Source organism: Deinococcus sp. HSC-46F16 (genome assembly GCF_024171495.1).
GTDB lineage: Bacteria > Deinococcota > Deinococci > Deinococcales > Deinococcaceae > Deinococcus.
Genome location: NZ_JALJZW010000003.1, coordinates 368,941 through 390,911, shown reverse-complemented (window position 1 = coordinate 390,911; position 21,971 = coordinate 368,941). Strand labels below are relative to the sequence as shown.

At 68.1% G+C, this 21,971-nt stretch carries 20 protein-coding genes; 5 read left to right on the top strand and 15 right to left on the bottom strand.

Annotation, left to right across the window (positions count from 1 at the left end; genetic code table 11):
* The coding region (locus L1280_RS09285) for a VOC family protein (RefSeq protein ID WP_371922901.1) at window positions 1-309 on the bottom strand (309 nt) is incomplete at its 3' end.
* 392 nt (window positions 310-701) lie between these two features.
* On the opposite strand from L1280_RS09285, the gene L1280_RS09280 reads away from it, so the two are divergent.
* From L1280_RS09280 to L1280_RS09270, 3 genes are all read left to right on the top strand, one after another.
* A complete protein-coding gene (locus L1280_RS09280; RefSeq protein ID WP_253581840.1) occupies window positions 702-941 on the top strand; it encodes an integrase core domain-containing protein in 240 nt (79 codons plus the stop codon).
* A 68-nt stretch (window positions 942-1,009) separates the two neighbouring features.
* Window positions 1,010-1,579 (top strand): hypothetical protein, encoded by a 570-nt coding sequence (locus tag L1280_RS09275; protein WP_253581839.1) that lies wholly within the window; start codon window positions 1,010-1,012, stop codon window positions 1,577-1,579.
* A gap of 317 nt (window positions 1,580-1,896) precedes the next feature.
* Window positions 1,897-2,742 carry an aldo/keto reductase gene (locus L1280_RS09270; RefSeq protein WP_253581838.1) on the top strand — a complete coding sequence of 282 codons (846 nt, stop codon included), beginning with the start codon at window positions 1,897-1,899 and terminating at the stop codon, window positions 2,740-2,742.
* Between the two features lie 307 nt (window positions 2,743-3,049).
* Here L1280_RS09270 and L1280_RS09265 read toward each other — a convergent pair whose 3' ends face one another.
* From L1280_RS09265 to L1280_RS09220, 10 genes are all read right to left on the bottom strand, one after another.
* Window positions 3,050-4,591 (bottom strand): sodium:proton antiporter, encoded by a 1,542-nt coding sequence (locus L1280_RS09265; protein WP_253581837.1) that lies wholly within the window; start codon window positions 4,589-4,591, stop codon window positions 3,050-3,052.
* A 477-nt stretch (window positions 4,592-5,068) separates the two neighbouring features.
* Window positions 5,069-6,301, bottom strand: a complete 1,233-nt coding sequence (locus L1280_RS09260) for a low temperature requirement protein A (RefSeq protein ID WP_253581836.1) — start codon at window positions 6,299-6,301, stop codon at window positions 5,069-5,071.
* 486 nt (window positions 6,302-6,787) lie between these two features.
* Window positions 6,788-7,900 carry a major royal jelly family protein gene (locus L1280_RS09255; RefSeq protein WP_253581835.1) on the bottom strand — a complete coding sequence of 371 codons (1,113 nt, stop codon included), beginning with the start codon at window positions 7,898-7,900 and terminating at the stop codon, window positions 6,788-6,790.
* Between the two features lie 82 nt (window positions 7,901-7,982).
* Entirely contained in the window at window positions 7,983-9,125 is a 1,143-nt protein-coding gene (locus L1280_RS09250; RefSeq protein WP_253581834.1) for a glutathione-independent formaldehyde dehydrogenase, read from the bottom strand.
* Between the two features lie 322 nt (window positions 9,126-9,447).
* A complete protein-coding gene (locus L1280_RS09245) occupies window positions 9,448-10,617 on the bottom strand; it encodes a zinc-dependent alcohol dehydrogenase (RefSeq protein ID WP_253581833.1) in 1,170 nt (389 codons plus the stop codon).
* Between the two features lie 174 nt (window positions 10,618-10,791).
* Entirely contained in the window at window positions 10,792-11,529 is a 738-nt protein-coding gene (locus L1280_RS09240) for an SRPBCC family protein (RefSeq protein WP_253581832.1), read from the bottom strand.
* Window positions 11,530-12,642: 1,113 nt separating this feature from the next.
* Entirely contained in the window at window positions 12,643-13,317 is a 675-nt protein-coding gene (locus L1280_RS09235) for an ankyrin repeat domain-containing protein (RefSeq protein WP_253581831.1), read from the bottom strand.
* 8 nt (window positions 13,318-13,325) lie between these two features.
* The gene (locus tag L1280_RS09230; protein ID WP_253581830.1) at window positions 13,326-13,856 is read right to left on the bottom strand and encodes a heme-binding protein; all 531 of its coding nucleotides are present in this window, start codon (window positions 13,854-13,856) and stop codon (window positions 13,326-13,328) included.
* Between the two features lie 67 nt (window positions 13,857-13,923).
* Window positions 13,924-14,556 carry a response regulator transcription factor gene (locus tag L1280_RS09225; RefSeq protein ID WP_253581829.1) on the bottom strand — a complete coding sequence of 211 codons (633 nt, stop codon included), beginning with the start codon at window positions 14,554-14,556 and terminating at the stop codon, window positions 13,924-13,926.
* Entirely contained in the window at window positions 14,549-16,435 is a 1,887-nt protein-coding gene (locus tag L1280_RS09220; RefSeq protein WP_253581828.1) for a sensor histidine kinase, read from the bottom strand. Before L1280_RS09220 ends, L1280_RS09225 begins: the two co-directional genes overlap by 8 nt.
* A gap of 184 nt (window positions 16,436-16,619) precedes the next feature.
* Here L1280_RS09220 and L1280_RS09215 point away from each other — a divergent pair, with 184 nt between their 5' ends.
* Complete coding sequence (locus L1280_RS09215; RefSeq protein WP_253581827.1) at window positions 16,620-16,823, top strand: hypothetical protein; 204 nt, start codon at window positions 16,620-16,622, stop codon at window positions 16,821-16,823.
* Here L1280_RS09215 and L1280_RS09210 read toward each other — a convergent pair.
* The 4 genes from L1280_RS09210 to L1280_RS09195 form a co-directional block, all read right to left on the bottom strand.
* Window positions 16,810-17,919, bottom strand: coding sequence for a Gfo/Idh/MocA family oxidoreductase (locus L1280_RS09210; RefSeq protein WP_253581826.1), 1,110 nt, complete (start codon window positions 17,917-17,919; stop codon window positions 16,810-16,812). The two genes, L1280_RS09215 and L1280_RS09210, sit on opposite strands and share 14 nt — an antisense overlap.
* Window positions 17,920-17,940: 21 nt before the next feature.
* Window positions 17,941-18,438, bottom strand: a complete 498-nt coding sequence (locus L1280_RS09205; RefSeq protein WP_253581825.1) for a hypothetical protein — start codon at window positions 18,436-18,438, stop codon at window positions 17,941-17,943.
* 38 nt (window positions 18,439-18,476) lie between these two features.
* Window positions 18,477-18,770, bottom strand: coding sequence for a hypothetical protein (locus L1280_RS09200; protein WP_253581824.1), 294 nt, complete (start codon window positions 18,768-18,770; stop codon window positions 18,477-18,479).
* Window positions 18,771-19,583: 813 nt separating this feature from the next.
* Window positions 19,584-20,798, bottom strand: coding sequence for a cytochrome P450 (locus L1280_RS09195; protein ID WP_253581823.1), 1,215 nt, complete (start codon window positions 20,796-20,798; stop codon window positions 19,584-19,586).
* Between the two features lie 84 nt (window positions 20,799-20,882).
* Here L1280_RS09195 and L1280_RS09190 point away from each other — a divergent pair, with 84 nt between their 5' ends.
* Window positions 20,883-21,512, top strand: coding sequence for a TetR/AcrR family transcriptional regulator (locus tag L1280_RS09190; RefSeq protein WP_253581822.1), 630 nt, complete (start codon window positions 20,883-20,885; stop codon window positions 21,510-21,512).
* The last annotated feature ends 459 nt before the right edge of the window (window positions 21,513-21,971 follow it).

Sequence of the window (21,971 nt, the reverse complement as noted above, 5' to 3'; positions counted from 1 at the left end):
CCGCGTGAAGGGGACTCCGGCGGCCTCCAGGTGCGCGGCCAGCCGCTCGACCTCGGCGGCTCCGGGCAGCGTCAGCTCCACGCCCAGCAGCCGGGCCGTCGTCTCGGGCGCGGGGCGGCCTCCCCCGCTTTGCCAGGCGTTCAGGCCGAGGTGGTGGTAGCCGCCCACCGACACGAACAGCGCTCCCGGCCAGCGGGCCACCACGTCAAAGCCCAGCACGCCCCGGGAAAAGGCCTCGGTGGCGGCGACGAATTCCTGGGAAGGCGCGCCGAGCGCATGTCGGTTGCTGATGCGGTCGTCGCCAGCCACGCCGGGGGCCTTCGCCGTTTGCGTGCAGCAGGGTCCGGTAACGCACTGGACGGCCTCCTGGAGGTTCCCGACGGCGAGCGGCTGACCCCGGCTCGCCTGGTCACGCCAATCCCGTACCAAGGCCAGCCTCGTGTCTGTCCTGGCCCTCCTCGACTGCTTGGACGCCCTTCGTCCCCTTGGCTTGCGAGCTGGGCTGGTGAGTCAGCTCCACCCGAACCGGCTGCGCTTGATGGCCCGCAGGGGCGCGCAGGGCACACCCCAGCCCCAGCAGGAATCCGAGCCGGGGTGCCGATTCGCGCCACTCCTCACTGCGAATGCTGTCGGGTTCGCGGCAGCTTCCCCACGAGATGTGCTTGCCGGTCAGAGGGGTCAAGCGCGGGTGGTGGCAAGCCGTGAACGAGCCGGATTCCGTGTTCGACCTCCTGGTCCGCTCCTGGGGGTCACTTCAGAGCTTCTCCAAGACCGTGAAGGCCGAGGAGGTTGATCTGCGAGAGGACGTCGATATGGACGATGCCAGACGGCACATTCTTTTGTTTAGTGCGGACCTCTACAACCGACGCCGACGGCACTCCAGCCTGGGGTACGGCCCACCCGCCGAGTTCGCCGCCCGCTACACTGCCGCCCAGAGGTGACCTGCCCGGCGGTCCTCCATCATGGAGTCACTCCACCGCCCCATTCAGGACATCGAGTCAGGAGCGGTATGCGTATCCGAGAACTGCCGATCATCTTCTCCGGCCCGATGGTTCAGAAGATCCTCGCGGGCGAGAAAACACAGACGCGCCGCATCATCAAGCCGCAACCCGTCCAGATCAACGATGACGTGGACGGCACGTGGCAATGGGTCAAGACGCCTCAATCCTTCGATGACCTGACGATGGCGAACCATCTCGTCGAGCACGCGCGTTTCAGGACGGGTGACATTCTGTGGGTGAAAGAGGCGTACGCGACGCACCCGAACGGCGGTTGCCTCTACAGGGCGGACCGTGGCGACCTGCCGCCTGACTGGCAGGCCGAGGGCATCCGCTGGCGTACGCCTTTGTTCATGCCTCGCCGCCTGTCCCGCCTCACGCTCCAGGTCGTGCGGGTCTCCGCGCATCAAATCCAGAGGATCACCGATCAGGACACGCACGCGGAGGGTTTCTGGAATGACGAGAACGACACGGCCCGCTCCCAGTTCGTGAAAGCGTGGTGTCGCTTGAACGGCGTGGAGGCGTGGGACGGGAATCCTTGGGTGCTCGCCATCGAGTTCAAGCGCCTCGCCATCTCATAGACCTGCGGCGAATGTGGGAGGGGAAGCTGGCCGGGTGGGGCACGCGCGACCGGAGCGGGCGCTGAAGATGAACCGCGGGCCGTTCAAGCAGCGGACCGGGGTGTCCCCCGAGATGGAAGCGGTGCTCAGCTCACCTGACCTGAACCTCTTATGCGTGCCCGCCGCGTTTCGAGCCCGCCTAGAGGCAAGCCCCCGGTAATTGGGCCGGGGGCTTGTTCATGAATGGCCAGGCGACCCGTTCCCATCTTCATCACCGCGCGCCGGGGCCTGATGTGGGCCAGCAGAACCCTGTCTTCGCACTCACCTCAGGAGGAACCATGACCACCCCCGTTCCCACCACCCCCCTTCCCTCGGGCGTGCGTGTGCCCGTGCTGGGGCAGGGCACCTGGCACATGGGGGAAGACCCCCGGCGCCGGGCGAACGAGATCGCCGCCCTGCGCGCGGGGCTCGACCTCGGGCTGACCCTCATCGACACTGCCGAGATGTACGGGAACGGCGCCGCCGAGGAACTGGTGGCCGAGGTCGTCGAGGGCCGCCGCGACGAGGTGTTTCTGGTGAGCAAGGTGCTGCCGAGCAACGCCTCGCGGCAGGGTGTCCTGCGGGCGTGCGAGCGCAGCTTGCGGCGGCTGGGCACCGACCACCTCGACCTCTACCTGCTGCACTGGCGCGGGCGGACGCCGCTGGAAGAAACGCTGGCCGCCTTCGAGGACCTCCAGCGGGCGGGCCTCATCCTTGAGTGGGGCGTGAGCAACTTCGACCCGGCCGACATGCAGGAACTCGCGGCGCTGCCCGGAGGCGAGGCCGCCGCGACGGATCAGGTGCTCTACAACCTGACCCGCCGGGGCGTGGAATATGACCTGCTGCCGTGGTGCCGGGAACGTGGCGTGCCCGTCATGGCCTACTCGCCCGTCGAGCAGGGCCGCCTGCTGGGCCACCCCGCTCTGGAAGAGATCGCCCGCGACCACGGGGCCACGCCCGCGCAGGTCGCCCTCGCGTGGGTGCTGCGGCAAGGGGGCGTCATTGCCATTCCCAAGGCGGGGACGACGGCGCATGTTCAGGACAACCGGGCCGCGCTGGACGTGCGCCTGACGGCGGACGACCTCGCCGCGCTCGACCGGGCGTTTCCGCCGCCGACGCGGGCCACGCCGCTCGAAATGCTGTGAGGCGGGCTGCACGCAGGTTCCTCCTCTTCAGGAAAACAGATCGGCTCTCTTCCCCGGACCTGGCCTCGCGGGAGCAACGGAACGAGGAACCGGCATCACGCTGTTTTCCCTCCGTGGCAAAGAAGGTTCGGCCTTCCCTCTTCGAGCGCTTCGATTTCAATGAGCCGCTCGGCGAGTTTGACGCACTTGGCGGAGTTAGGGTAGCGACACGATCCGCACAAAATCGTACGCTTGGAACCTCGCCATGCCCCTGCCTACCTGACGCCGGGGTGAAGGCGTCCTCACCACCTTTGTTCTAGCCGAGCCGTTAAGCGGGCGCGGACGCCGACCGGGCGCTCAGTTCCAGCCAGTCCAACTCCTCCTCGACGAGGTGGTAGGCGTCGTCCCCAATCTTCCCGGTGCGGCGTATCTCGGCGAGGGCACGGCGAGACGCGTCCACCACCCGTTGCCGCAGCACGTTGTCCGGCGCGTCGTGGGGGTCCCCGCCGTCCCGGACCAGGCCCAGGTCCGCCTGGTACTCCAGCCGGAGGCGCCCCGCGGCCTCGGAGTCGTCGCCCTCCAGCGCCCTCAGGGCTGCCTTCAGCGCCCCTCCCCGCGCCAGGCGGAGTTCCGTCTCCACCGTCGTGTCCTGGGGGAGACGGAGAACGGTCAGCAGCGGGCGCAGTGTCAGCCCCTGGATGACCAGCGTGCCCAGCACCACGACGAAGGCGGTGAGTTGAATGAAGTCCCGGGAGGGAAACTCATCCGGGAGGGCCAGGGCGGTCGCCAGGGTGACGATCCCGCGCATCCCCGACCAGCCGATCACCAGCCCGTTCTTCGCCCGCAGCGGGGCCGTGGAGGGCTGAGCTGGGTGAGTATCGGACGAGCGACGCCTCCCCCGCGAGAGGGCGTAGGACAACGCCCAGACCAGACGCACCAGGATCACCACAGCCAGGATCACGAGCGCGGCGACCAGGGAGCGCCGGAGTTCCGCGCCGCTCAGGGCTTCGAGGATCGGCCCCAGTTGCAGGCCGATCAAGGTGAAGGCCAGCACGTTGAGCACGAAGGTCACGGCGTCCCACACCGCGAAGCTGGGCACCCTCAGCCGTGCGGACATGCCCGACTGCCTGGCCGTCGTCAGCCCGAAGACGACCACGGTGACCACGGGAGAGAGGCCCAACCTCTCGGCGAGGAGCCACACCCCGAAGGTGAGCACGAACTGGACGATGACCGATGTGGGCGCGTCGTCAATGTGCCCGATCAGCCACGTGACTGGCCAGGTGAGCAGCCAGCCCACCGCGACGCTGCCGAACACGACCAGGGCGAAGGTCGGCAACGCGCCCACAACACTGAAGCTTCCACTGATGACGGCCCCGACCGCCAGGGTGTAGATCAGCAGGGCGGAGGCGTCGTTGAGCAGGCTCTCGCCCTCCAGAATCTTGCGCAGGCGGTAGGGCGGGTTGACTTGCCGCATCACGGCCAGCGCTGCCACGGCGTCCGGGGGTGCGAGCAGGGCCCCAAGTGCAATCGCTGCGGCCCAGGGAACGTCGGGGAAGAACAGCCGGGCGGTGAAGGCCACGGCAACGGTCGTCAGGCCAACGGCCACCACGACCAGCGATAAGACCGCCTGCCAGTTGTCCCGCAGGTCGCGCAGCGAGGTGTCGTAGGCCGCATCGAGCAGGACAGGGGCGACAAACACCGCCAGGATCAGTTCGGGCGGCAGGTCGAAGCGGGGCGCACCCGGTAGGAACGCAACGACCGCCCCCCCCACAGCGAGGAGGGTGGGATAGGGGATGTTCAGCCGCCGGGCGACGACGGACAGAATGGTCGCTCCCAGCAGGAGTCCGAGCAGGGTCTCGAAGATCAACATGCGTGCGGGTGCCTCCCTGAAAAGGGACTCTGGTGCCTGACCGGGGGAGAACATCGTACGCTGAGGACCTCACTCCAAGCCGCATCTGTGGACGGCTTCTCGTGGCCCATGAGCGAGATCAGGGTCGCTGCCGTGAGACGCCACGGCTCCAGGTCTTCGCTGAGACAGAGCGTTTCGAGGTCTTCCCATCGCCCTGTTCCTGTCCCTGAGAGAGGTGCAAGTTCACGACCAGGGACTGTCCGTTTCTGGGGCGGGCGCACGATCTCCAGATACCGTTTCAGAGCGCTCAGGTTGCGCTGAAGGCAGGCGATTCGGGCGGCGATACGGTCACGCTCCACTTCGAGGTGCCTTATCCCGGCCCACTTGCGAGATGAGGAGACGGGCAAGGCCGACTGGGAAGAAGGGGTGACCCGGCCCGCCCGCCGTCGCCCGGGAAGCCCGGAGGTCGCACGCACCAGGGTGGAGTTGGAGGACCCCTCACCCGCCCTGACGACGGGCGCGGCGCCAGAGGTCCAACCCGATCGGCAGCAGGCTCGACGCCGTGAGCAGCCCCATCACGCCGAGGGCGGGCAGGCCGCCCGCAAAGGCCGCGATGCCCAGCGCCAGCCCCGCCGCAAGGAGGTTCCAGCCCACCTGCGGGCCATCCCAGCGGCTGCCCGAGGCCAGGTAAGCCCAGTTGATGACGGCGAGCGCCGCGAAGCACAGCGCGATGGCCCCCGCCAGCAGCCAGCGCGACGGGTCGGACAGGGCCGGTTGCGCGGCCTCGCGGATGGCGTGCATGACGCCCATCGCCCCGGCCCCGATGCCCACCGTGAAGGGCAGGTGGGCGTACAGCCAGGTGTTGTAGGGCGCGGTGCGGCCCTCCCGGACGGCCTGAACCGGCGCACCGTCCGACGTCTCGAAGTACACCCACCACAGCGCGAAGGCCAGCAGCAGCGCCAGGGCCGCGATCCCCGCCGCCGGTCCCTGGGTCTGCTGGCGGAGTCCCTCCACCGCCCCCACGGTGCTCTCGCCCAGGACGATCAGCGTGAAGTTGCCGAAGCGCTCCTGGAGGTGCCCGGTGTTGGGCGGGAAGCGGCCGTTCCAGCGCGCCAGCACCAGCGGGGTGCCGACATCCACCACGAAGGCGGCGCCCCACAGCCAGAAGCGGGCCGGTGCGGGCACCAGGGCCGAGACCAGCCACAGCAGCGCCGCGAGGCCATACCCCAGCGCGAAGCGTGAGGCGGCCTCCCGCGCCTCGGGGGACGCCCGCGCCGCGTAGGCGTAACTGAGGGCCAGGACCAGCCGGAACGCCCCGTAGGCGAACGCGAACCCGGCAGCCCCCGACCCCAGGGCGTCCTGTGCCCGCAGGGCGAGCATCAGCGCCAGGCCCATCTGGACCAGCGTGATCAGGCGGTCACTCAGGTCATCGGTGCCGAAGCGGTCCACGTAGTAGACGTAGCCGACCCAGGCCCACCAGACCGGGACCGACAGGACCAGGAAGCCCAGGACGGCGCTTCCCGTGATGCCCCCTTCCAGCCGCCGCGCCACCTGATCCACCGCCACCACGAAGACGAGGTCGAAGAACAGCTCCATCCACGTCGTCTGGCGCTCCCCCTGCTCGCCGGTCCGCAGGCGCGGGGGTTCAAAGAGTGGCCGGTCGGGACGCCGCCAGGTGCCCGAGGCCGTCTCGTCCCCCAGCTCGTTGGTGCTGCCTGGAATTCTGTCCACGTCTCACCTCGGCTGGGAATGCATCAAGTTGTTTGGGCTGAAGGAATTCAAGGCCGTGCTGGTCGCCTACCGCTCAGTTCTCAGACCGCGTGCCACACCACGTCCCTTCAGACCTCGAAGCCGGGGGGCCAGGGGGCGGCGGCGCGACCCGGCGGGCGTCTGGGCGCGAGGATGACGCAACACGTTTCCGAGACGGGCGTGGGTGACCAGACCACGCTGTGCGCGCCAGACCTCCCGAAACCCTCGCCGTGATCGCTCCCGATTCCTCGTCGCCCGGTGACCCTGCTCCATCCGCCTGTTTTTCCTGGCGTCCGCGCGCACCCGAATGTGCTGGACACCTGCAAGACCGGGCACCTCCAGCTCGTCGAGCAGACGCTGGAAGAAGCGCCTCGCCGCTTCAGAACCCCAATGCTTTGGCAACACTCCGTTCAAGCGTCTCTCGCAGCTTGCTCCGACAGGACAAAACGCGGCGGGTTACCGCCTCCCTCACCGCAACAGGACGGGCTGGGCGTCGATCCTGATTCGGAAGAGGCTATAGGGCTTGCGGCGCAGGTCCTGCCCGCCGTGATAGCGCGCCTGACGGTGGAGTTGATTGGCGGTCACGTAGAGGTAGCCGTCCTTCGCCACGGACAGGGTGTCGGGCCACAGCAGGCGTGGGTCGTGAACGACGGTCTCCCACACGCCCCCTTCCTTGCGCCGCAAGATGGCGTTGTGTTCGTAGTTCCCGGAGTAGATGTATCCGTCCGCGTCGGACTCCAGCCCGTCCGAGGCCCCGCCCCGGTCCCCTTCGTCCCGGACGGCGGCGGCAACTACCTGTTCATCCAGAGAGCGGTCCGCCAGGGCATCGGTGCTCACGCTATACAGCCGCCGACTGCCGAGCGGGCAGTAGTACAGGCGTGAGCCGTCGGCCGAGATGGCGATGCCGTCCGATCCCATTCCCGCACCCTGCTTGACCTCTCCGTCCTGCTGTTCCAGAAAAGGCCGTCCCTCGACGATGGGGAGGAAATCCTTCAGGTCCTGCGCCTTGGTGGAGGGATGGTCGTGCAACTTGCGCCAGCTCTCGCCGCTGGCGAGGTCCACCACGATGAGGCCGTTGGGTCCCTGCTGCGCCGAGTCGGTGATGAAGGCCATCCCCGCCTCACCGCGCCGCAGGTCGAAGCGCACGTCGTTGAGGTACGTGGTGGGCAGGGCCACGTCCTGCGGAAAGAGAATCGTCTGGACCACCTGATCCGTCGCCAGGTCCACGCACAGGAGCTTCGGCCCCCCGTACTGCGTGGGCTGGAACAGCGGACTGCCGGTGTCGAGAATCCACAGCCGGTCCGCCGGATCGACCACCACGCTCTGCACCGACACCAGGGCGGCGGCAGGGTCATCCGGATCGGTGTCGTTCGTCGCCTGGTCCGGGTAGGCCACCGGTTGGCCGTCCCGCACCTCGGCGACCGTGAACGGCACGTCGTCGCCCCACTTGGGGAAGTTGACGAAGATGCGCCCCGTCTGGGACACCGTCACGCCCGTGAGCATCGCCCCGCCAAAGGTCGCCACCACCTCCAGCGTTCCGGCGGGTTCGTCGGCGGGCAGGTTTTGCGCCTGATCATTCATGGGGGCCTCCAGATGAGAAGACATAGGAGATCGGAGGCGGGGGCAGCAGGCTCCCTCTGCTGCCCCCGCGTTCGGCCTGAAGTTAGGCACCAGGGTGGAGGATCACCTTGGTCCAGCCGTCGTTGCGCTCGTCGAAGTTCTTGTAGGCGTCGGGCGCCTCATCCAGCGGCAGATGGTGTGAGACGATGAAGGAGGGATTGGCCCGGCCCACCGAGATCAGATCGCGCAACTGGCGGTTGTACGCCTTGACGTTGCACTGCCCGGTGCCCACATGCTGCCCCCGGAACCAGAACATCCCCCAGTCGAAGGGAATCTCGCCTTCTTTGGCGAGCTTGGTGGGGCCGCCCGGGTCCTGCGGCACGAAGACGCCCACCACGCCGATTCCCCCGGTGAACTTCACCGATTTCACCAGGTTGTTCATGGTCAATCCGGGAATCTCCTTGCCGTGATGGTCATGGCACTGGTACCCCACGCACTCGCAGCCCCGGTCCGCCCCGAGACCGTTGGTCAGTTCCAGCACCCGGTCCACCGGATTCACCTGTGAGTCGTTGATGGCGATGGCCCCGATGCTCTCGGCGAGCTGCAGCCGGTCGGCGTGGTGGTCCACCACCATCACCATGCAGGCCCCCTGAAGCATGGCGGAGTAGGCCGCCATCAGGCCCACGGGACCGGCACCGTAAATCACGATCGACTCGCCGGGGCACAGCCCCGCCAGCCGGGTCGCGTGCCAGCCGGTCGGGAAGATGTCGGCCACCATCACGTAGTCGGCCTCCTTTTCCTGGGCGTCTGGGGGGAGCAGCAGGCAGTTGTAGTCCCCGTAAGGCACCCGCAGGAGTTCGGCCTGCCCGCCCGGGTAAGGCCCCATGTCGGCAAAGCCGTAAGCCGCACCGGCCATGCCAGGGTTGGCCGTCGTGAGGCAATAGGCGCTTAGGCCCCTCTCGCAGTTCTTGCAAAAGCCGCAGCCGATGTTGAAGGGCAAGACCACCCGGTCTCCCACCTTCACGCGGTCCACCGCCTCGCCGACCTCGATCACTTCGCCGAAGTTCTCGTGGCCGAAGATACTGCCCTGCTCAAAATCGGTGCGGCCCTCGTACATGTGGAGGTCGCTGCCGCAGATGTTGGTGCTGGTAATCCTGACCAGGACGTCGGTGGGGCGCTGGAGCTGGGCATCCGGGACGTTCTTCACCGCGACATCGCGGGGACCATTGTAGACGACTGCTTTCATGGTGTTCCTCCTGCTCCAGGGGACGCATCCCTGTGGTGCCGTTGAACAGGCTGCCGACCGCTCGCTGTCCCGTCTGTTCCCCTTGGGGGCCTCCTCTCCCCGGGGAGCTTGGCCGCCATGCCCTCCCCCTTCTCGGGGTGGGGTGCCCGCCCGAGCAGTTCGGCGTTCTCCTTGATGGCCGCTGCGACCGGGAAGTCGTGAGGTCTGGGCACTGTGCTGAGAACGATCTGGGGATGGTTCAACTCGCCGTGATGGTCCTTCTGCCGAGGCCGTGTCGAGACCGGTTCATGGCCCCACTCCTCTCCCAGCCTCTTGCCGACCGTCAGGGGGTGAAGACGGCGCGTACGATGCCGTCTTCCTTCTTCTTGAACATGTCGTAGGCGCGCGGCCCGTCCTCCAGCGAGAAGTGGTGCGTGGCGAGGTAGGACGGGTCGAGTTCGCCCTTCACCGCGTGCTCCAGCAGTCTGGGCAGGTAGTGCTGGCCGTGCTGCTGGGCGGTGCGCACCGTCAGGCCCTTGTTCATGATCACCCCGATAGGGAACTTGTCCATCACGCCGTACACGCCCAGGATGGACAGCGTGCCGCCCTTGCGGACCGCCATGATCGCCTGCCGCAGCGCCTGCCCCCGGTCGGTCACGAGGCGCAGCGTCTGCAAAGTCTTGTCGTACAGGTACCCCGGCCCGGTGCCGTGCGCCTCCATCCCCACCGCGTCGATGCAGGCGTCGGGACCGCGCCCACCCGTCATCTCCTGAAGGATGGCGAGCACGTCGGGCGTTTCGGCGTAGTTGATGGTTTCCGAGCCGATATGGTCGTGCGCCATCTTCAACCGTTCGGGAAAACGGTCGATGGCGATGACCCGCTCGGCCCCGAGCAAAAAAGCACTCTGCTGGGCCATCAACCCCACGCCGCCGCAGCCCCATACCGCCACGATGTCGCCCGGCTGGATGTCACAGAAGTCGGCGCCCATGTAGCCGGTGGGAGCGGCGTCGGAGAGAAAAAGGACCTGCTCGTCGCGCAGGCCGTCGGGGACGTGGAAGCAGCCCACGTCGGCGAAGGGAACGCGCATGTACTGCGCGTGCGATCCGGCGTACCCCCCGAACGCGTGGGTGTACCCGAAACACGCGCCCGTCGGATGGCCGAGCAGGGGGGCCTGCAACTCGGCGTTGGGATTGGTGTTGTCGCACAGCGAATACAGGTCGTGCTGGCAGTACCAGCAGTCCCCGCAGGCGACGAAGGAGGGCACGACCACCCGGTCGCCCTTCTTGACGTTCTTCACCTCGGGGCCGACCTCCTCGACGACGCCCGTGAACTCGTGGCCGATCACGTCGCCGGGCAACATGCTCGGCACGTACCCGTCGATGAAGTGCAGGTCCGAACCGCAAGTGGTGGACATCGTGATTCGCAGGATCACGTCGTGCGGGTTGACGATCTCGGGATCGGGGACGGTCTGGACCCGCAGGTCGTTCACGCCTTCCCAGCAGAGTGCGCGCATAGGGGTTCTCCTTGGGTTCGCTGCGCTGAAGTGGAGGTCATCCCCGTTCCGGTTGAATCCTGTGGTTTTCAGGAGGTAGGCCCGACCAGAGGGAGCAGGAACCACATACGGTTTCTGGAAGTGGAGAAGGGGATCGGTGTTCTTCCGTGCCCTTCGGAACGGACAGAAACCGTATCAGGCGGTGCTTGCCCGGGCCGAGGGGTTACGGTCCAGGGTGGGGATCTCCCCCGTCTCGACCAGGCTCTTGAAGCGCCGCAGGGCGTCCCCCACCAGCACACTCGGCCCCAAACCGTTCAAGGCCTTGGCCGCCGCTGCGCCGAGCGCGCCGCCGGGCGGCTGGAAGTGCAGGCGCAACGTGACCTCGGTGCCGCGGTCGCCCGGCGCCGGACGAAAGCGCACCTCACCCCGGTTGGGCAGCTCGGTGCCCGGCAGCGACTGCCAGCTCACCAGTTCTCCGGGGCGGTGTTCTACGACCTGGGTGTCCCAGGAGAGGCGGCGCCCACCGGGAACGCGCACCGTCCAGTGCGCCCGGTCCTGATTCGTCTCGGTGACCTCGGCGAAGTGCTCCATGACGCGGGGCAGGTGTCCCCCCTGGCGCCAGAAACGGTACAGCTCTTCGGCGGGCTTGCCGATGGTGATGGAGCGCGCTACCTCGGCCATCTGGGCTTCCGCCCCAGCTCGACCGGACCGCATGGCCAGTTGTCGGTACAGCAGGGCGCCACCCGCGAGCGCCAGCGCCACGCCGCCGAACGAGACGCGCCGCAGGCCGAGCGTCAGCAGGACCCCGCCGAGGATCAGGGTGACCCGGCGCTGCTGCTGACTCGCCTTGCCTGGCCTCTGCGAAAGCGCCCCCTTGAACGCGTCCGCAATCCCGCCCGTGGCCGGTCCTCCCAATGGGCTTCCCGCGTCCATACCGCCTCCTCCGTAATGACTTACCCGTGCGCGTTACCAGCATCGTTGGTCTCGCACCACACCCTGGTGTCTGTGTAGCCGCTCGAAATGGTGTGGGAAGGGCACCCCCTGTTGTCGGTCATTCCTGAGCGAACCCGAGTTCTAGACTGGTGAAGGAGGAAAGGCACAGCGACACCCCGACCACCGTGAGCAACAGCGTATTGGCGCGACGTCGACCTAGGATTGACGCCCTCCCTGCGTGTAGCCATTCAGACAGTTGTGGCCAGCGTAAGAGTCCTTCTGACCTGAAATCCGACTCACCTGGGCTGATGGCCAGCTTTGGAATGGCTTAAGGCTGTCCAACCAAATTCTTAGAAGATCCTTATAATGAAGGATCACCTTTGACATTTCACTGTGCTGCACGCAAGGATGCGGTTTCAGATGACGTTCTGACGGCCGCCCGTGTAGAGCTACCGTTCTTGACAGGCCACTGGAGGGTGTGGGAGCGACCGTGTGCCCGGAGGATGTGGCTCTCGTCCCTGCTGTTCGAGCACGGGAGTGTCCTAGAGCGCGACCACTTTGAGCTGCCGCCGATGCTGGGATGCTGGCGGAGGGCGTCCTTCGTTCCTTTGCAAACCCCGCTCAGTTGTGAGAAGGAAAGCCGCTGAAGGCTTATTGTTCGTTTCCGTACCATTACTGGCGTCACCCCGCACAGGCCTCAGCCCAGAGAGGGTGCGGGGGGCAGGGAAGCGTCTACGTGGCCGCGTCCTGCCCGGTCCAGTGGCCCCGCGAGCGGCACCCGACTTGCCGGGGAGCTGCCTCCCTGCGTGGGCCACGCTCTCGGTGGCCTCGGAGGCTGGTCCCCACAGGGTGAGGGATGAGACATGAGAGCGCAACACGCCGGATGGCTCAGGTCATCGAGAACCCCAAGCGGATCCAGACAAAATCCGCCCGCGAGAGATCAGAAGCGCGAACATTCCATCATTGCCCAGGTCCATGGACGGCAGCACGGCTGGCCGAGCGGGCAGCCCGAGCAACACCACCTCACCCAGCTCGTCTGCCACCGGCTGAACCGCCGTTGCCAGGGCCGACTCCAGCAGGTAAATCTCCCCACTGAGGCCCCCGCAGGTGGGATCACTTTCCCCTTGCGGCGGTCAAGAGCTGTGCTATGGCCGCGTAGCCACGCCGCTTGGCGTGTCCCAGGGGCGTGGTCCCGTCGCGGTCGGCCAGGTTGGGATCCGCGCCCGCCGCGAGCAGCAACCGCACAATTTCGGTGTGCCGCGCCCCACCATCGCCTAGAATTACGGCCTCCAGCAGCGCGGTCCAGCCCAGGTTGTTGACGTGATCGACGTTGATCTCCGTCTTCAGGAGCTCGCGGACGTACGCGACGTGGCCCCGGTCCGCGGCCGGAATCAGGGCGGTGCCCCCGAAGCGGTTGGTGCGCGTTAGATCGGGTCCTGCCCGCAGCACCTCGCGCAGCATCGCCACGCTGCCCGTCTCGCCGGTGACCAGCAGGGCGTTGTTGCGGGCCGCGTCCTGCGGGTCCGGATCGGCCCCGGCGTCAATCAGCAGGCGGGCGACGGCCACATGGTCTCCCAGCGCCGCGGCAGTCAGGGCGGTGCGGCCGTCCGGGCGCCGGGCGTTGGCCGAGGCCCCGCGCCCCAACAGGTCGCGCACACGCCCGGCGTCGCCCTGCTCGGCGGCCTGCCACAGGGCCGCATTCCGTGTCATCTGGCTCACCTGTCCCGGAGGGGTGGCCGCCCCACCCGCGCCCGCCGCCCAGGGCAGCGCGAGGAGAGCGGCCAGCACGGCGGCTTTCACCGGCCCAGGACCGCTGTGGCCGCGTCGGTGCCGCACTTTTCGTCGATCTGGCCGCTGGGCGCACCGCCCACGCCGATGGCGCCGACCACCGCACCCTCCACCCGAATTGGGGCGCCGCCTGCCAGCACGAGGAAGCGGTCAATGCGGGCGAGTTCGGCCGAGGCAGGGTTGTTGCGGATGTTCTCCGCGATGGCCGCCGTCGTGTTGCGGGCCGAGGCGCTGGTGTACGCCTTACGGAAGCTGGCGTCCACGGTGTGCGGTCCGGCATTTTCCGCCCGCGCCACTGCAAGGGTGATCCCGGCCCGGTCCACGACCGTCGCCGTGACGTTGTAGCCCTGCGCGGCACAGTTGGTGACCGCAAGCTGGGCGATGCGCAGCGCCGCCGCGAGGCTGAGGCTGGCCTGGGGCACGGTGGCTGTCGCGGCGAGCCGGACGGGGGACGGTGCGGGCGGAGTCTGCGCGGGCGTGGTCTGGGCGAGGGTGGTGGGCAGGCTCAGGGCCAGCAGGCCGAGGAAGATTCGCTTCATGCGTCCACTGTGGCGCCCGCACCCGGTTCCGTGCCATTCGGGGGGGTGCGGTGCCGCCTCCGTAAAATTACGGACCTTCGTCCAGGCTGGCCAGGTAGACCCGCACAAGTTGCGCGAGGGAGGCCGCGCCCAGCTTCTCGAAGAGGCTCGCTCGGTGCGTCTCCACCGTGCGGACCGAGATGCCGAGCGCCCGCGCGGCCTGCTTGTTGCTCGCGCCGTCCACGATCAGGCGCAGCACCTCCCGCTCCCGCGCCGTGAGCCCCGCGACGGCCCCGCGGGCTTCCTGAGTGACCGCGAGCCGGGACCGCCGGGCCAGGTGCGTGCGAATGCCCAGCGCGACCCCTTCGAGCAGCGCGAGTTCATCGACCGGCTTGGTCAGGAACTCGGTCGCACCTCCCTTAAACGCGCGGCGGCAGACGTCGATGTCCCCGTGCCCGGTGATCACGATAACCGGCAGGTCCACGCCCTCCCGCGTAAGCTGTTCTTGCAACTGCAAGCCGCTCACCTGCGGCATCCGCACGTCGAGAATCAGGCAGCCGAGCGCCTCCCGGTCGAGCGCCGCCAGGAAGGCTCGGGCGTCCGGAAAGTCCCGAACCTTGAGTCCCACGGTGCCCAGCAGGGTCGCGAGGGCGTCGCGCACCGCGTCATCGTCATCCACCAGGAACACGGTGGGTTCGGTGGCGGGCAGAGGCTCACGCATGGGCGGCCTCGCGCCGGGCCAGCGGCAACGTCAGGGTGAACGCCGCGCCCCCGGACACGTTCTCTCCCCGCAGGTCGCCTCCCATCCCCTGCATCAGGGTGTGCGACAGCGACAGCCCGAGCCCCAGCCCGTCCCGCTTGGTGGTGGTGAAGGGGGTGAACAAACGGTCCCGCACCGTGTCCGGCAATCCCGGCCCGGTGTCCCGCACCTCCACCAGAGCGGTTTCCCCCTGGGGACGGGCGCTGAGCCGCACCTCGGCCCGCGGCGTGCCCCCTGCGGCCTCGGCCGCGTTCCGCACGAGGTTGAGCAGAACCTGCTCCAGATGCACGGGGTCCCCCTGCACGATCAGGGCCGCGGGGCTGGGGCGCACCGTGAGGACCACGCCCCGGTGCTCGGCCTCGTGCCGGGTCAGGGTCGCCACGTTCTCCAGCACCTGATTCAGGTCGACCGGGCGCGTCTGGGTGGGCGCCCGCTTCACCAGGGTCCGCAGGTGGGCGATGATGCTCGCCGCCCGCTTGGCCTGGGTGACGGTCGCCTCCACCGAGCGGCGGACCTGGGCCTCCTCCCGCTCGGGGTCGCCCAGCAGCCGCAGCGCCGCCTGACCGTGGCTCACGATGGCCGTGAGGGGCTGGTTGAGTTCGTGGGCGAGGCCCGCGCTCATCTCGCCCAGGGTGGACAGGCGGGTGACATGCGTCAGCATCTCGGCGTGCTCGCGCACCCGCCGCTCGCCCTCCTCCAGCGCGGCCTGAACCCGTGCCCGCAGCGGCCCCACGTCGCGCAGCACGAGCACCCATCCGGCTCCTTGCTCCCCCTCTCCCGGGAGGAGAGCCAGCGCCCCCTCCACCAGCCGCGCCCCTTCCCCCGTGACCAGGGTGACCCCCTGCGGCAATTCGGTGGGGACGGGCTGCCCCCAGAAGGCGTCGGGGTTGAAGGGCTGCTGATCCAGGGTGGCCCGGAAGCACACTGCCTCCCGCAGGTCACGGCCCTCGCTGAGGTGACTTCCCACCAGGGCGCGGGCGGCCGGGTTGGCGAGGCGGACCCGGTACCCGGCGTCGGTGACGATCAAGGCCTCACTGACCGCGTGAAAGGCGCCTTCGGCCCGGGCCCGCTCGGCCTCCAGGGCTTGCCTGGCCTCCCCGGCGGCCCGGCGGGCCCGCTCGCGGCCCTCGACGAGACGGACCCAGGCTCCGGCAATCCCCGCCAGCACCAGGGTGAGCAGCCCCAGGCCCGCTACCGGCAGCTCCGCCCAGCGCAATGGGTGCTCGCCCTCCAGCAGGAACGGTTGCTGGACACTGCCCAGGACCTTGCTGACCCGCAACACTGGCAGCAGGTGGTCTGCGGTGTGCACGGGGTCGCCCGCGGCCCATTCGGCGAGCCCCCGTCCGTCTCCGGGGCGGCGCAGGCGAAAGGCCGAGGTCAGGTCGCTGAAGTCCTCCTCGCGAAAGAGGCGGCGGGCATCCACCCACACCCGGACCTCTCCGCGCGAGAGGGCATACAGCGCGGGCAACGTGGGATGCCACCGCAGACCGGTTTCGTCCGGGGGCAGCGGCCTCTGCGGCAGGGCTGCCCCACTTGGGCCCAGGTCCTCACAGCGGGGGCGGCAGCGTTGCACGCCGACGATCTGCGGGTACTGCGCCCGCATGGCCGAGGCGTACTGCCCCAGGGCCTCGTCCTGCACGTCGGCGCGGGCCAGGGCCGTCAGGCTGGCAAGCACGGCTTCTTGCTGCTCGCTGCGCTGGGACAGCACCCGGTGCAGGATACGCGCCCCGGTCTCGAACCGGACCTGTGCGTCACGGGCCGACGCACTCCACCACAGCAGCCCTACCAGCAGCGTGCCCCCCATCCAGGCGAGCAGCGCGGCGCGGTACAGGGGCTTCATGGAGTCATCATGGCCGGGACGAGCGCCGGGGTGTCAAGGGTGGAGCCAGAGCATTCGTAATTCAAAGGGTCACCAGGACTGCCCGAGGGCAACAGGGCTGTGCTGCCCGGAGGGAGATACAAGCAGGCCGTGTCCTCTCGTTCCCACGAGAGCTCCGTCAGTCTTTCTACGCCAGTCTGGAGCCATGCGTCTGCTTCCCGCCGCCCTGCTGCTGGGCGCCTTGTTGCTCCAAGGCGCCCAGACCCGTGACCTGACCCCCGCCGAGCGCCAGACGGTGGCTTCCCAAGTGCCGCTCTGGTCCGCGGGTGCCGCCCTGCCCGAGCTGCCCCATGTGACCCAGGCCGAACTCGCCCCGGACGCCCCGGCAGCGCTGCTCAGGCCTGCGTGACGTCCACCCAGGTGCCCGTGGCCGACGAGCGCTCCCAGGCCTCCAAGACCGCCTGGATGCGCACGCCCACCGTGAAGTCGGCCAGGTCCCCGGGTCCCCCACGCACGCGGCTCACGAGCGCCCGGACCAGCCGTTCCCCCGCAGGCCCCCCTGGTCCCTCGATCGGCACGGCGTCCAGCGGCCCCTGACCCCACGCCGCCACGGGCGACGTCCAGTTCACCACTCCGGCCGTCCCCTCGGAGCCGTACACCGTCAGGCTCACCTGTTCAGGACGCGGCACGTTCGTCAGGCACGACACGACGACCACAGCTCCATCCGCGAGTTCCAAGGTGCCGAGCGCGGCTGTTTCACAGGCCGCCGGGTCGTCCACGGGGTACTGGGCGTGGGCCCACACCCGCGTCACCGGGCCGAGCGTGGTGAGAATGACGTGCAGCAGATGCGGTCCGACCTCACGAATCGGGCCGCCTTGGGTCCGCCCACCAATCCAGGGGTTGTGCTGCCAGCTCCGCGGCCACTGCGGAAAGACCAGCGTCAACTCCGCGCGGCGGAGGGTACCCAGGCGGCCCTCACCAATGAGACGGCGAAATGTTTCGATGCCAGAGTCGCCGTGCAAGGGCAGGTTCAACGCATGCACCACGCCAGCTACCTGTGCCGCACGCTGCATGTCCTGCGCTTCGCTCAGCGTGAGCGCCAGAGGCTTTTCGCACAGAATGTGCCGACCGGCCGAGAGAACATCCATGGCGATGGCGTGGTGGTGTTGCGGCGGCACGGCCACGTACACCAGGTCCAGGTCCGCCGCGCCGAGCATCTGGCGGTGGTCGGTCCACGCGGAGGCCCCGAGGGGGCGGGCGGTCGTGTCCGTGAGGGACGCGTCCACATCGCAGACTGCCGTGACCTGCACCTCGGGGTGAGCCGTGAAGGCCTTCAAGAGACTCTGGCCGATGGCCCCGAGGCCAATCACGCCGACCCGAAGGGGAGGGGTCAGGGAGTCTTGTTCTGAAGTCGTGGGGGTCATTTCAGCGAGTTCCTTTGCATGGGTGTCGTTCTCCGGTTTGAAGGCGAGCGGGAGCGCAGCCAGTGTGCGGCGGGTGGACACGGGGTCACAGGACACGGCGTCTCAGTGGCGCAGGAGTTGCATCTGGAGCATTCGCCCGGTGCGTTTGTAGCCGGGCAGGTCGAAGGTGAAGGGCGTGTCGTACTGCAACGTGACCTCCTGCCCGGTGCGCGCGTAACGCACCTGCTCGCCCGATGCGGAGGGCCAGCGCCCGTCGAGTTTCCACCCGGCGGCACGCAGCTGACGCTCAATGTCACGCAGCGGCCGGTCGTCGCCCACCCAGTAGCCGTGGATGGCAACTGCCGACGGCGGGCCGCCCCAGGCCCACTCCACGTGCGCCCGAACCTCCTTGCGTCCGCACGCCGGCTCCACGCCCCGGGGCACCGTGATGAGTCCGGCGAGGGCCTTCTTGCCGCTCGCCGGAGAGGAGCAGCGCGCATAGATCGGTTTGGGGCCGAGCAGCCCCTCGGTGGTGCCGACCGGGGTGCGCGGCGTGCTCTGGGCGCCCGCGAGGGGCAGGGCGGTGAGCATCAGGGCGGCGAGCAGGGAGCGGTGGGCCATGGCGCGCAGCGTATCTGAGGCCGGTGGAAGCGTGCGCGTCACTTCAGCACGGCGCCGTATCTCGCCGCCTCCGCGTGGGCCAGTTCGATTTCTTCGTGGGGCAGCACCTGGGTGGTGAAGAGGTCGAACTGTGGCTTGGACGGCGTCAGCATGCCGGTGGGTTGGCGCACGAACACGGCGCTGTCCGACTGGCCGCCGTCATCGGTGGGCTGGAAGATCGCCGAAATGTTCACCATCATGTGCAGCAGGTCGGAGACGTCCTCGGGGGTACGCGGGACGCGGTGCAGGTAGTCCGGGTCGGCCTGAGACAGGGGACTGACCCCTCTGTTCACTTCCCCCCACCGCCCGGGGTCGGGCGACCCATGACCGGTAACACATGCAGGAATGACACGCCCATGACCGTATTGCGCACTGTGTCTCAGCCTCTCCCACCCTAGAGGCCCCTTTTGCTCCCTCCGCTCTCGTCACGGCAGCTTCCCCTCTTGTGGCTCTTGTCCGTGGTTTGTGGTGTGGGTGGCCCTGATGTTCGACAGCTTCTTAGCAGTCTCCAGAGGCCGCAACAGCCTGCGGGGGCGGCGCGGGCCCAGCACGAGCGTGGGGAGGCGCATCCACTCAGCCCGAAGGTCCAGCCCGCCGCTACCCTGCCGAGTCTGATGGTCGTGGAGGCTCATGACCTGCGCAGTGCTGAGAGAAGCCGTGAGGCTGGGTCACGCGTCGGCAAGAGGGCAGAGCAGCTCATCGTACTGCCCGGCGGCGCCGCGCCGCCTTGAAGTCGGCGTCTGGGTGGGCGCTTAGATCGGGAACAGCTTGCACGCTTCCTTGCACGCTCCAGGCTAAGCCGGCACGAGGCGGCTTCTTCCGGGCGTTGGCTGGGGCACGTCAGGCGGACCACCTGGAGCACACGACGCGCGGGTCGGCACTGGGGGACGCTACGGGAAGCCTGCCCCGTACGGCGGGCCGGTACGTGCGCGGGGGCCGCACCCTGCTCACGGCCCTGCACCCGGAACCCTTGCCTTCCCGCTCGGTATGGAAGGTGCAGACACGGCAGGTGCTGCGGGCGGTGGATAGCAGCACCTGCCGTGAGATTGGGACGGCCCGCAAGTACCGTCCCTTTCGCTCTCCGCCAGGTCAAGCTCTGTTTGCGATTACTCGTGAACTTCAACGATGAAGTCGCGGATCTCATAGCTCATCAGCATCTCGTTGAAGGTCAGTTCCGGCGTACCCACGGTGCGCAGCAGCAGGCCCAGCAGACGGTGGAGAAACACATCGCGCTCGTGGATGGCGAGGAACGCGCCAGGGCAGCGGTGCGCGCCATCCCCGAAGCTCAGGGCCTGCGCCTGCACGCCGATGGGCAGAGCGCGATGTGGGCAGAGCGTGAGTGGATCGTCACCCACCACCGAGGCGTCGGCATTGGCAGTGCGGATGTCTAGAATCATGCGTGCTCCCGCCGGGATGTGGTGGGCCGCGTCCCCATGCTCGATGGTCACGTCCTCCGATGCCTTACGCCACAGGGTCGAAGCCACCGGCTCCAGCCGCAGGATCTCGTGCAGGATGCGGTGCCGTTCGGTGCGGTCGCCCGCGAGGTACTGCCCGCGCACCTCATCATTCTCCAGCAAATGCCACGCCGCCACGCCGATGAACTCGCGGGTGGTGACCATCCCGGCAGTCGCGTAGGTCAGGCACTCCACCAGAATCTCGAGGTCGTTGTAGCCCCTCCCCAACAGATGGCTGATCACATCCTCCTGGGGTTTCTTGCGCCGGGCCTGAATGGCGGGGCGAACGTCGATTCGGTAGAAGCTCGACATCTGGAGGAGACCCTTGGACTGGGTCATGGCGCTTTGCAGGCGGGCCAGTGTGCCTGCGCCCGTCTCGCTGTTGACGCCGCCGCCGGAGAGCAACTCGTCGATGCGGCGGTCCATGCCGGGCTGAAGGGAGTCCGTCAGGCCCACCACCCGCGCGGCGACCTCGACCGAGAGCTCCATGCTCAGGTCGCTGAGATCGGCCTGCCCTGCCCGCAGGAGCCGTACGATCAAGCGCTCGGTGAGGTGGTCGATAAAGGCGTGGTGTTTGTCCTGCACCGTCTTGGGCGTGAAGAAACGGGCGATGGCGGTGCGCTGCTCACGGTGCTCCTCCCCGTCCTGAAAGATCACGGCCGGGCGCAGCCGGGTGACGAGGAAATTGTCGGTGGTGGCCCCCTGCCGCACCCGCCCGCTGTCGCGCAGCACCTGTTTTACGGCGGCGTAGGAGCGCAGGTGCCACACGTCCCCCTGAAGTTCGACGCCGGGTTCGTGGTCGGAGCCGAACCCGGTCTTGCGCTCAGGCTCGTGGAAAGGACAACGGGGGGTGGATTCCGTGATCATAAAAGGCTCTCCTCAATCCAAGTAATGATTCATGATGTATCATATGAGTCATGAAGTCGCATGAGGCTACAGGGGGAGCAGGGAATGGCTGAGGCTTCCTCTGTCGCCCAGGCCGACCTGCGCGTGCGGCGCACCCGCCGCCTGCTCACCCAGGCCCTCATTGACCTGAGTGCCGAGCGGCCCCTCGAAGCCATCACCGTGCGCGACCTGACCGAACGGGCCGAAGTCGGGTACGCCACTTTCTTCCGCCACTACGCGAGCATTGAGGAACTGTTGCGCGGCGCGGTGGACGATCTGCGTGCTGAGCTGCTTGGCCTGCTGCCCCCGCTGGCCGGTGACGCCCCCGAGCAGGCGGGCGCGGTGGTGTTCCGGCACGTGCAGGCCCAGCCGGGCCTCTACCGCCTGCTGCTGGGCACCGACCGCTCGCATGGGCTGCTCGACCAGATCATCGACATCGGCGTGAGGGGCTTGCTGGACACCTTTGAAGCCCGTCCAGACGCAGGGGTACCAGTGGAGGTCGCCGCGCACCACTTCATTCGCTCGTTTCTGAACCTGATCGAATGGTGGCTGCGGCAGGACCAGCCCCACAGCCCGGAGCGGATGGGCGAGATCTACCTCGAACTGATCCTGCGCCCCACCCAGGCTGCCGCGCTGCGGCCCCGCACCTCCGCTCGAATGGCAGCACCGGTGTCGCCGCTGAGGTCGTTGGGTTGAGTCGGTCGCCGCCCCTGGAGGAAGGTCAGGGCGGCCATCCACAGCGCAGCGTGGTGAGCCAGACCCTGCCAGGAACGGCTTTCGAAGTGGTCCAGGCCGACTTCCTCCTTCAACTTGCGGTGGGTCAACCCACACCCCAGCGGCGCTTCGTGCCCTCTATCAAAGGGCTATGACAAGATTCGAAGACCCTGCTGGACACAACGCTAAGGGAAAAGAGCGGTCCTAAATTTGGCAGGATGGGCGAATGGGCCGGACAGATTTGCCGGACCAGTACCCGGTGACTCCCCGCCGAGTCTTGGCCACCAAAGGACGATCTCCCCAACGTATGGTTCCTGCACGCCGGGGATGACCTCAGCGCGCAATGTCCGTGTCCTTTCTGGAGTCAAGCACTGGGCCACTTGATCGGGTACCGTACAACATCTAGTATCTTTCCGTGCTTTCACCCTGAAAGCCTCCGCA

What these genes read in the sequence shown, in the direction of transcription:
- L1280_RS09225 (WP_253581829.1), bottom strand. Translation starts at nt 14,556, where the DNA reads ATGCGTGAGCCTCTGCCCGCCACCGAACCCACCGTGTTCCTGGTGGAT.
- L1280_RS09215 (WP_253581827.1), top strand. Translation starts at nt 16,620, where the DNA reads ATGCGTCTGCTTCCCGCCGCCCTGCTGCTGGGCGCCTTGTTGCTCCAA.
- L1280_RS09250 (WP_253581834.1), bottom strand. Translation starts at nt 9,125, where the DNA reads ATGAAAGCAGTCGTCTACAATGGTCCCCGCGATGTCGCGGTGAAGAAC.
- L1280_RS09265 (WP_253581837.1), bottom strand. Translation starts at nt 4,591, where the DNA reads ATGTTGATCTTCGAGACCCTGCTCGGACTCCTGCTGGGAGCGACCATT.
- L1280_RS09275 (WP_253581839.1), top strand. Translation starts at nt 1,010, where the DNA reads ATGCGTATCCGAGAACTGCCGATCATCTTCTCCGGCCCGATGGTTCAG.
- L1280_RS09270 (WP_253581838.1), top strand. Translation starts at nt 1,897, where the DNA reads ATGACCACCCCCGTTCCCACCACCCCCCTTCCCTCGGGCGTGCGTGTG.
- L1280_RS09220 (WP_253581828.1), bottom strand. Translation starts at nt 16,435, where the DNA reads ATGAAGCCCCTGTACCGCGCCGCGCTGCTCGCCTGGATGGGGGGCACG.
- L1280_RS09195 (WP_253581823.1), bottom strand. Translation starts at nt 20,798, where the DNA reads ATGATCACGGAATCCACCCCCCGTTGTCCTTTCCACGAGCCTGAGCGC.
- L1280_RS09255 (WP_253581835.1), bottom strand. Translation starts at nt 7,900, where the DNA reads ATGAATGATCAGGCGCAAAACCTGCCCGCCGACGAACCCGCCGGAACG.
- L1280_RS09190 (WP_253581822.1), top strand. Translation starts at nt 20,883, where the DNA reads ATGGCTGAGGCTTCCTCTGTCGCCCAGGCCGACCTGCGCGTGCGGCGC.
- L1280_RS09230 (WP_253581830.1), bottom strand. Translation starts at nt 13,856, where the DNA reads ATGAAGCGAATCTTCCTCGGCCTGCTGGCCCTGAGCCTGCCCACCACC.
- L1280_RS09240 (WP_253581832.1), bottom strand. Translation starts at nt 11,529, where the DNA reads ATGGACGCGGGAAGCCCATTGGGAGGACCGGCCACGGGCGGGATTGCG.
- L1280_RS09245 (WP_253581833.1), bottom strand. Translation starts at nt 10,617, where the DNA reads ATGCGCGCACTCTGCTGGGAAGGCGTGAACGACCTGCGGGTCCAGACC.
- L1280_RS09205 (WP_253581825.1), bottom strand. Translation starts at nt 18,438, where the DNA reads ATGGCCCACCGCTCCCTGCTCGCCGCCCTGATGCTCACCGCCCTGCCC.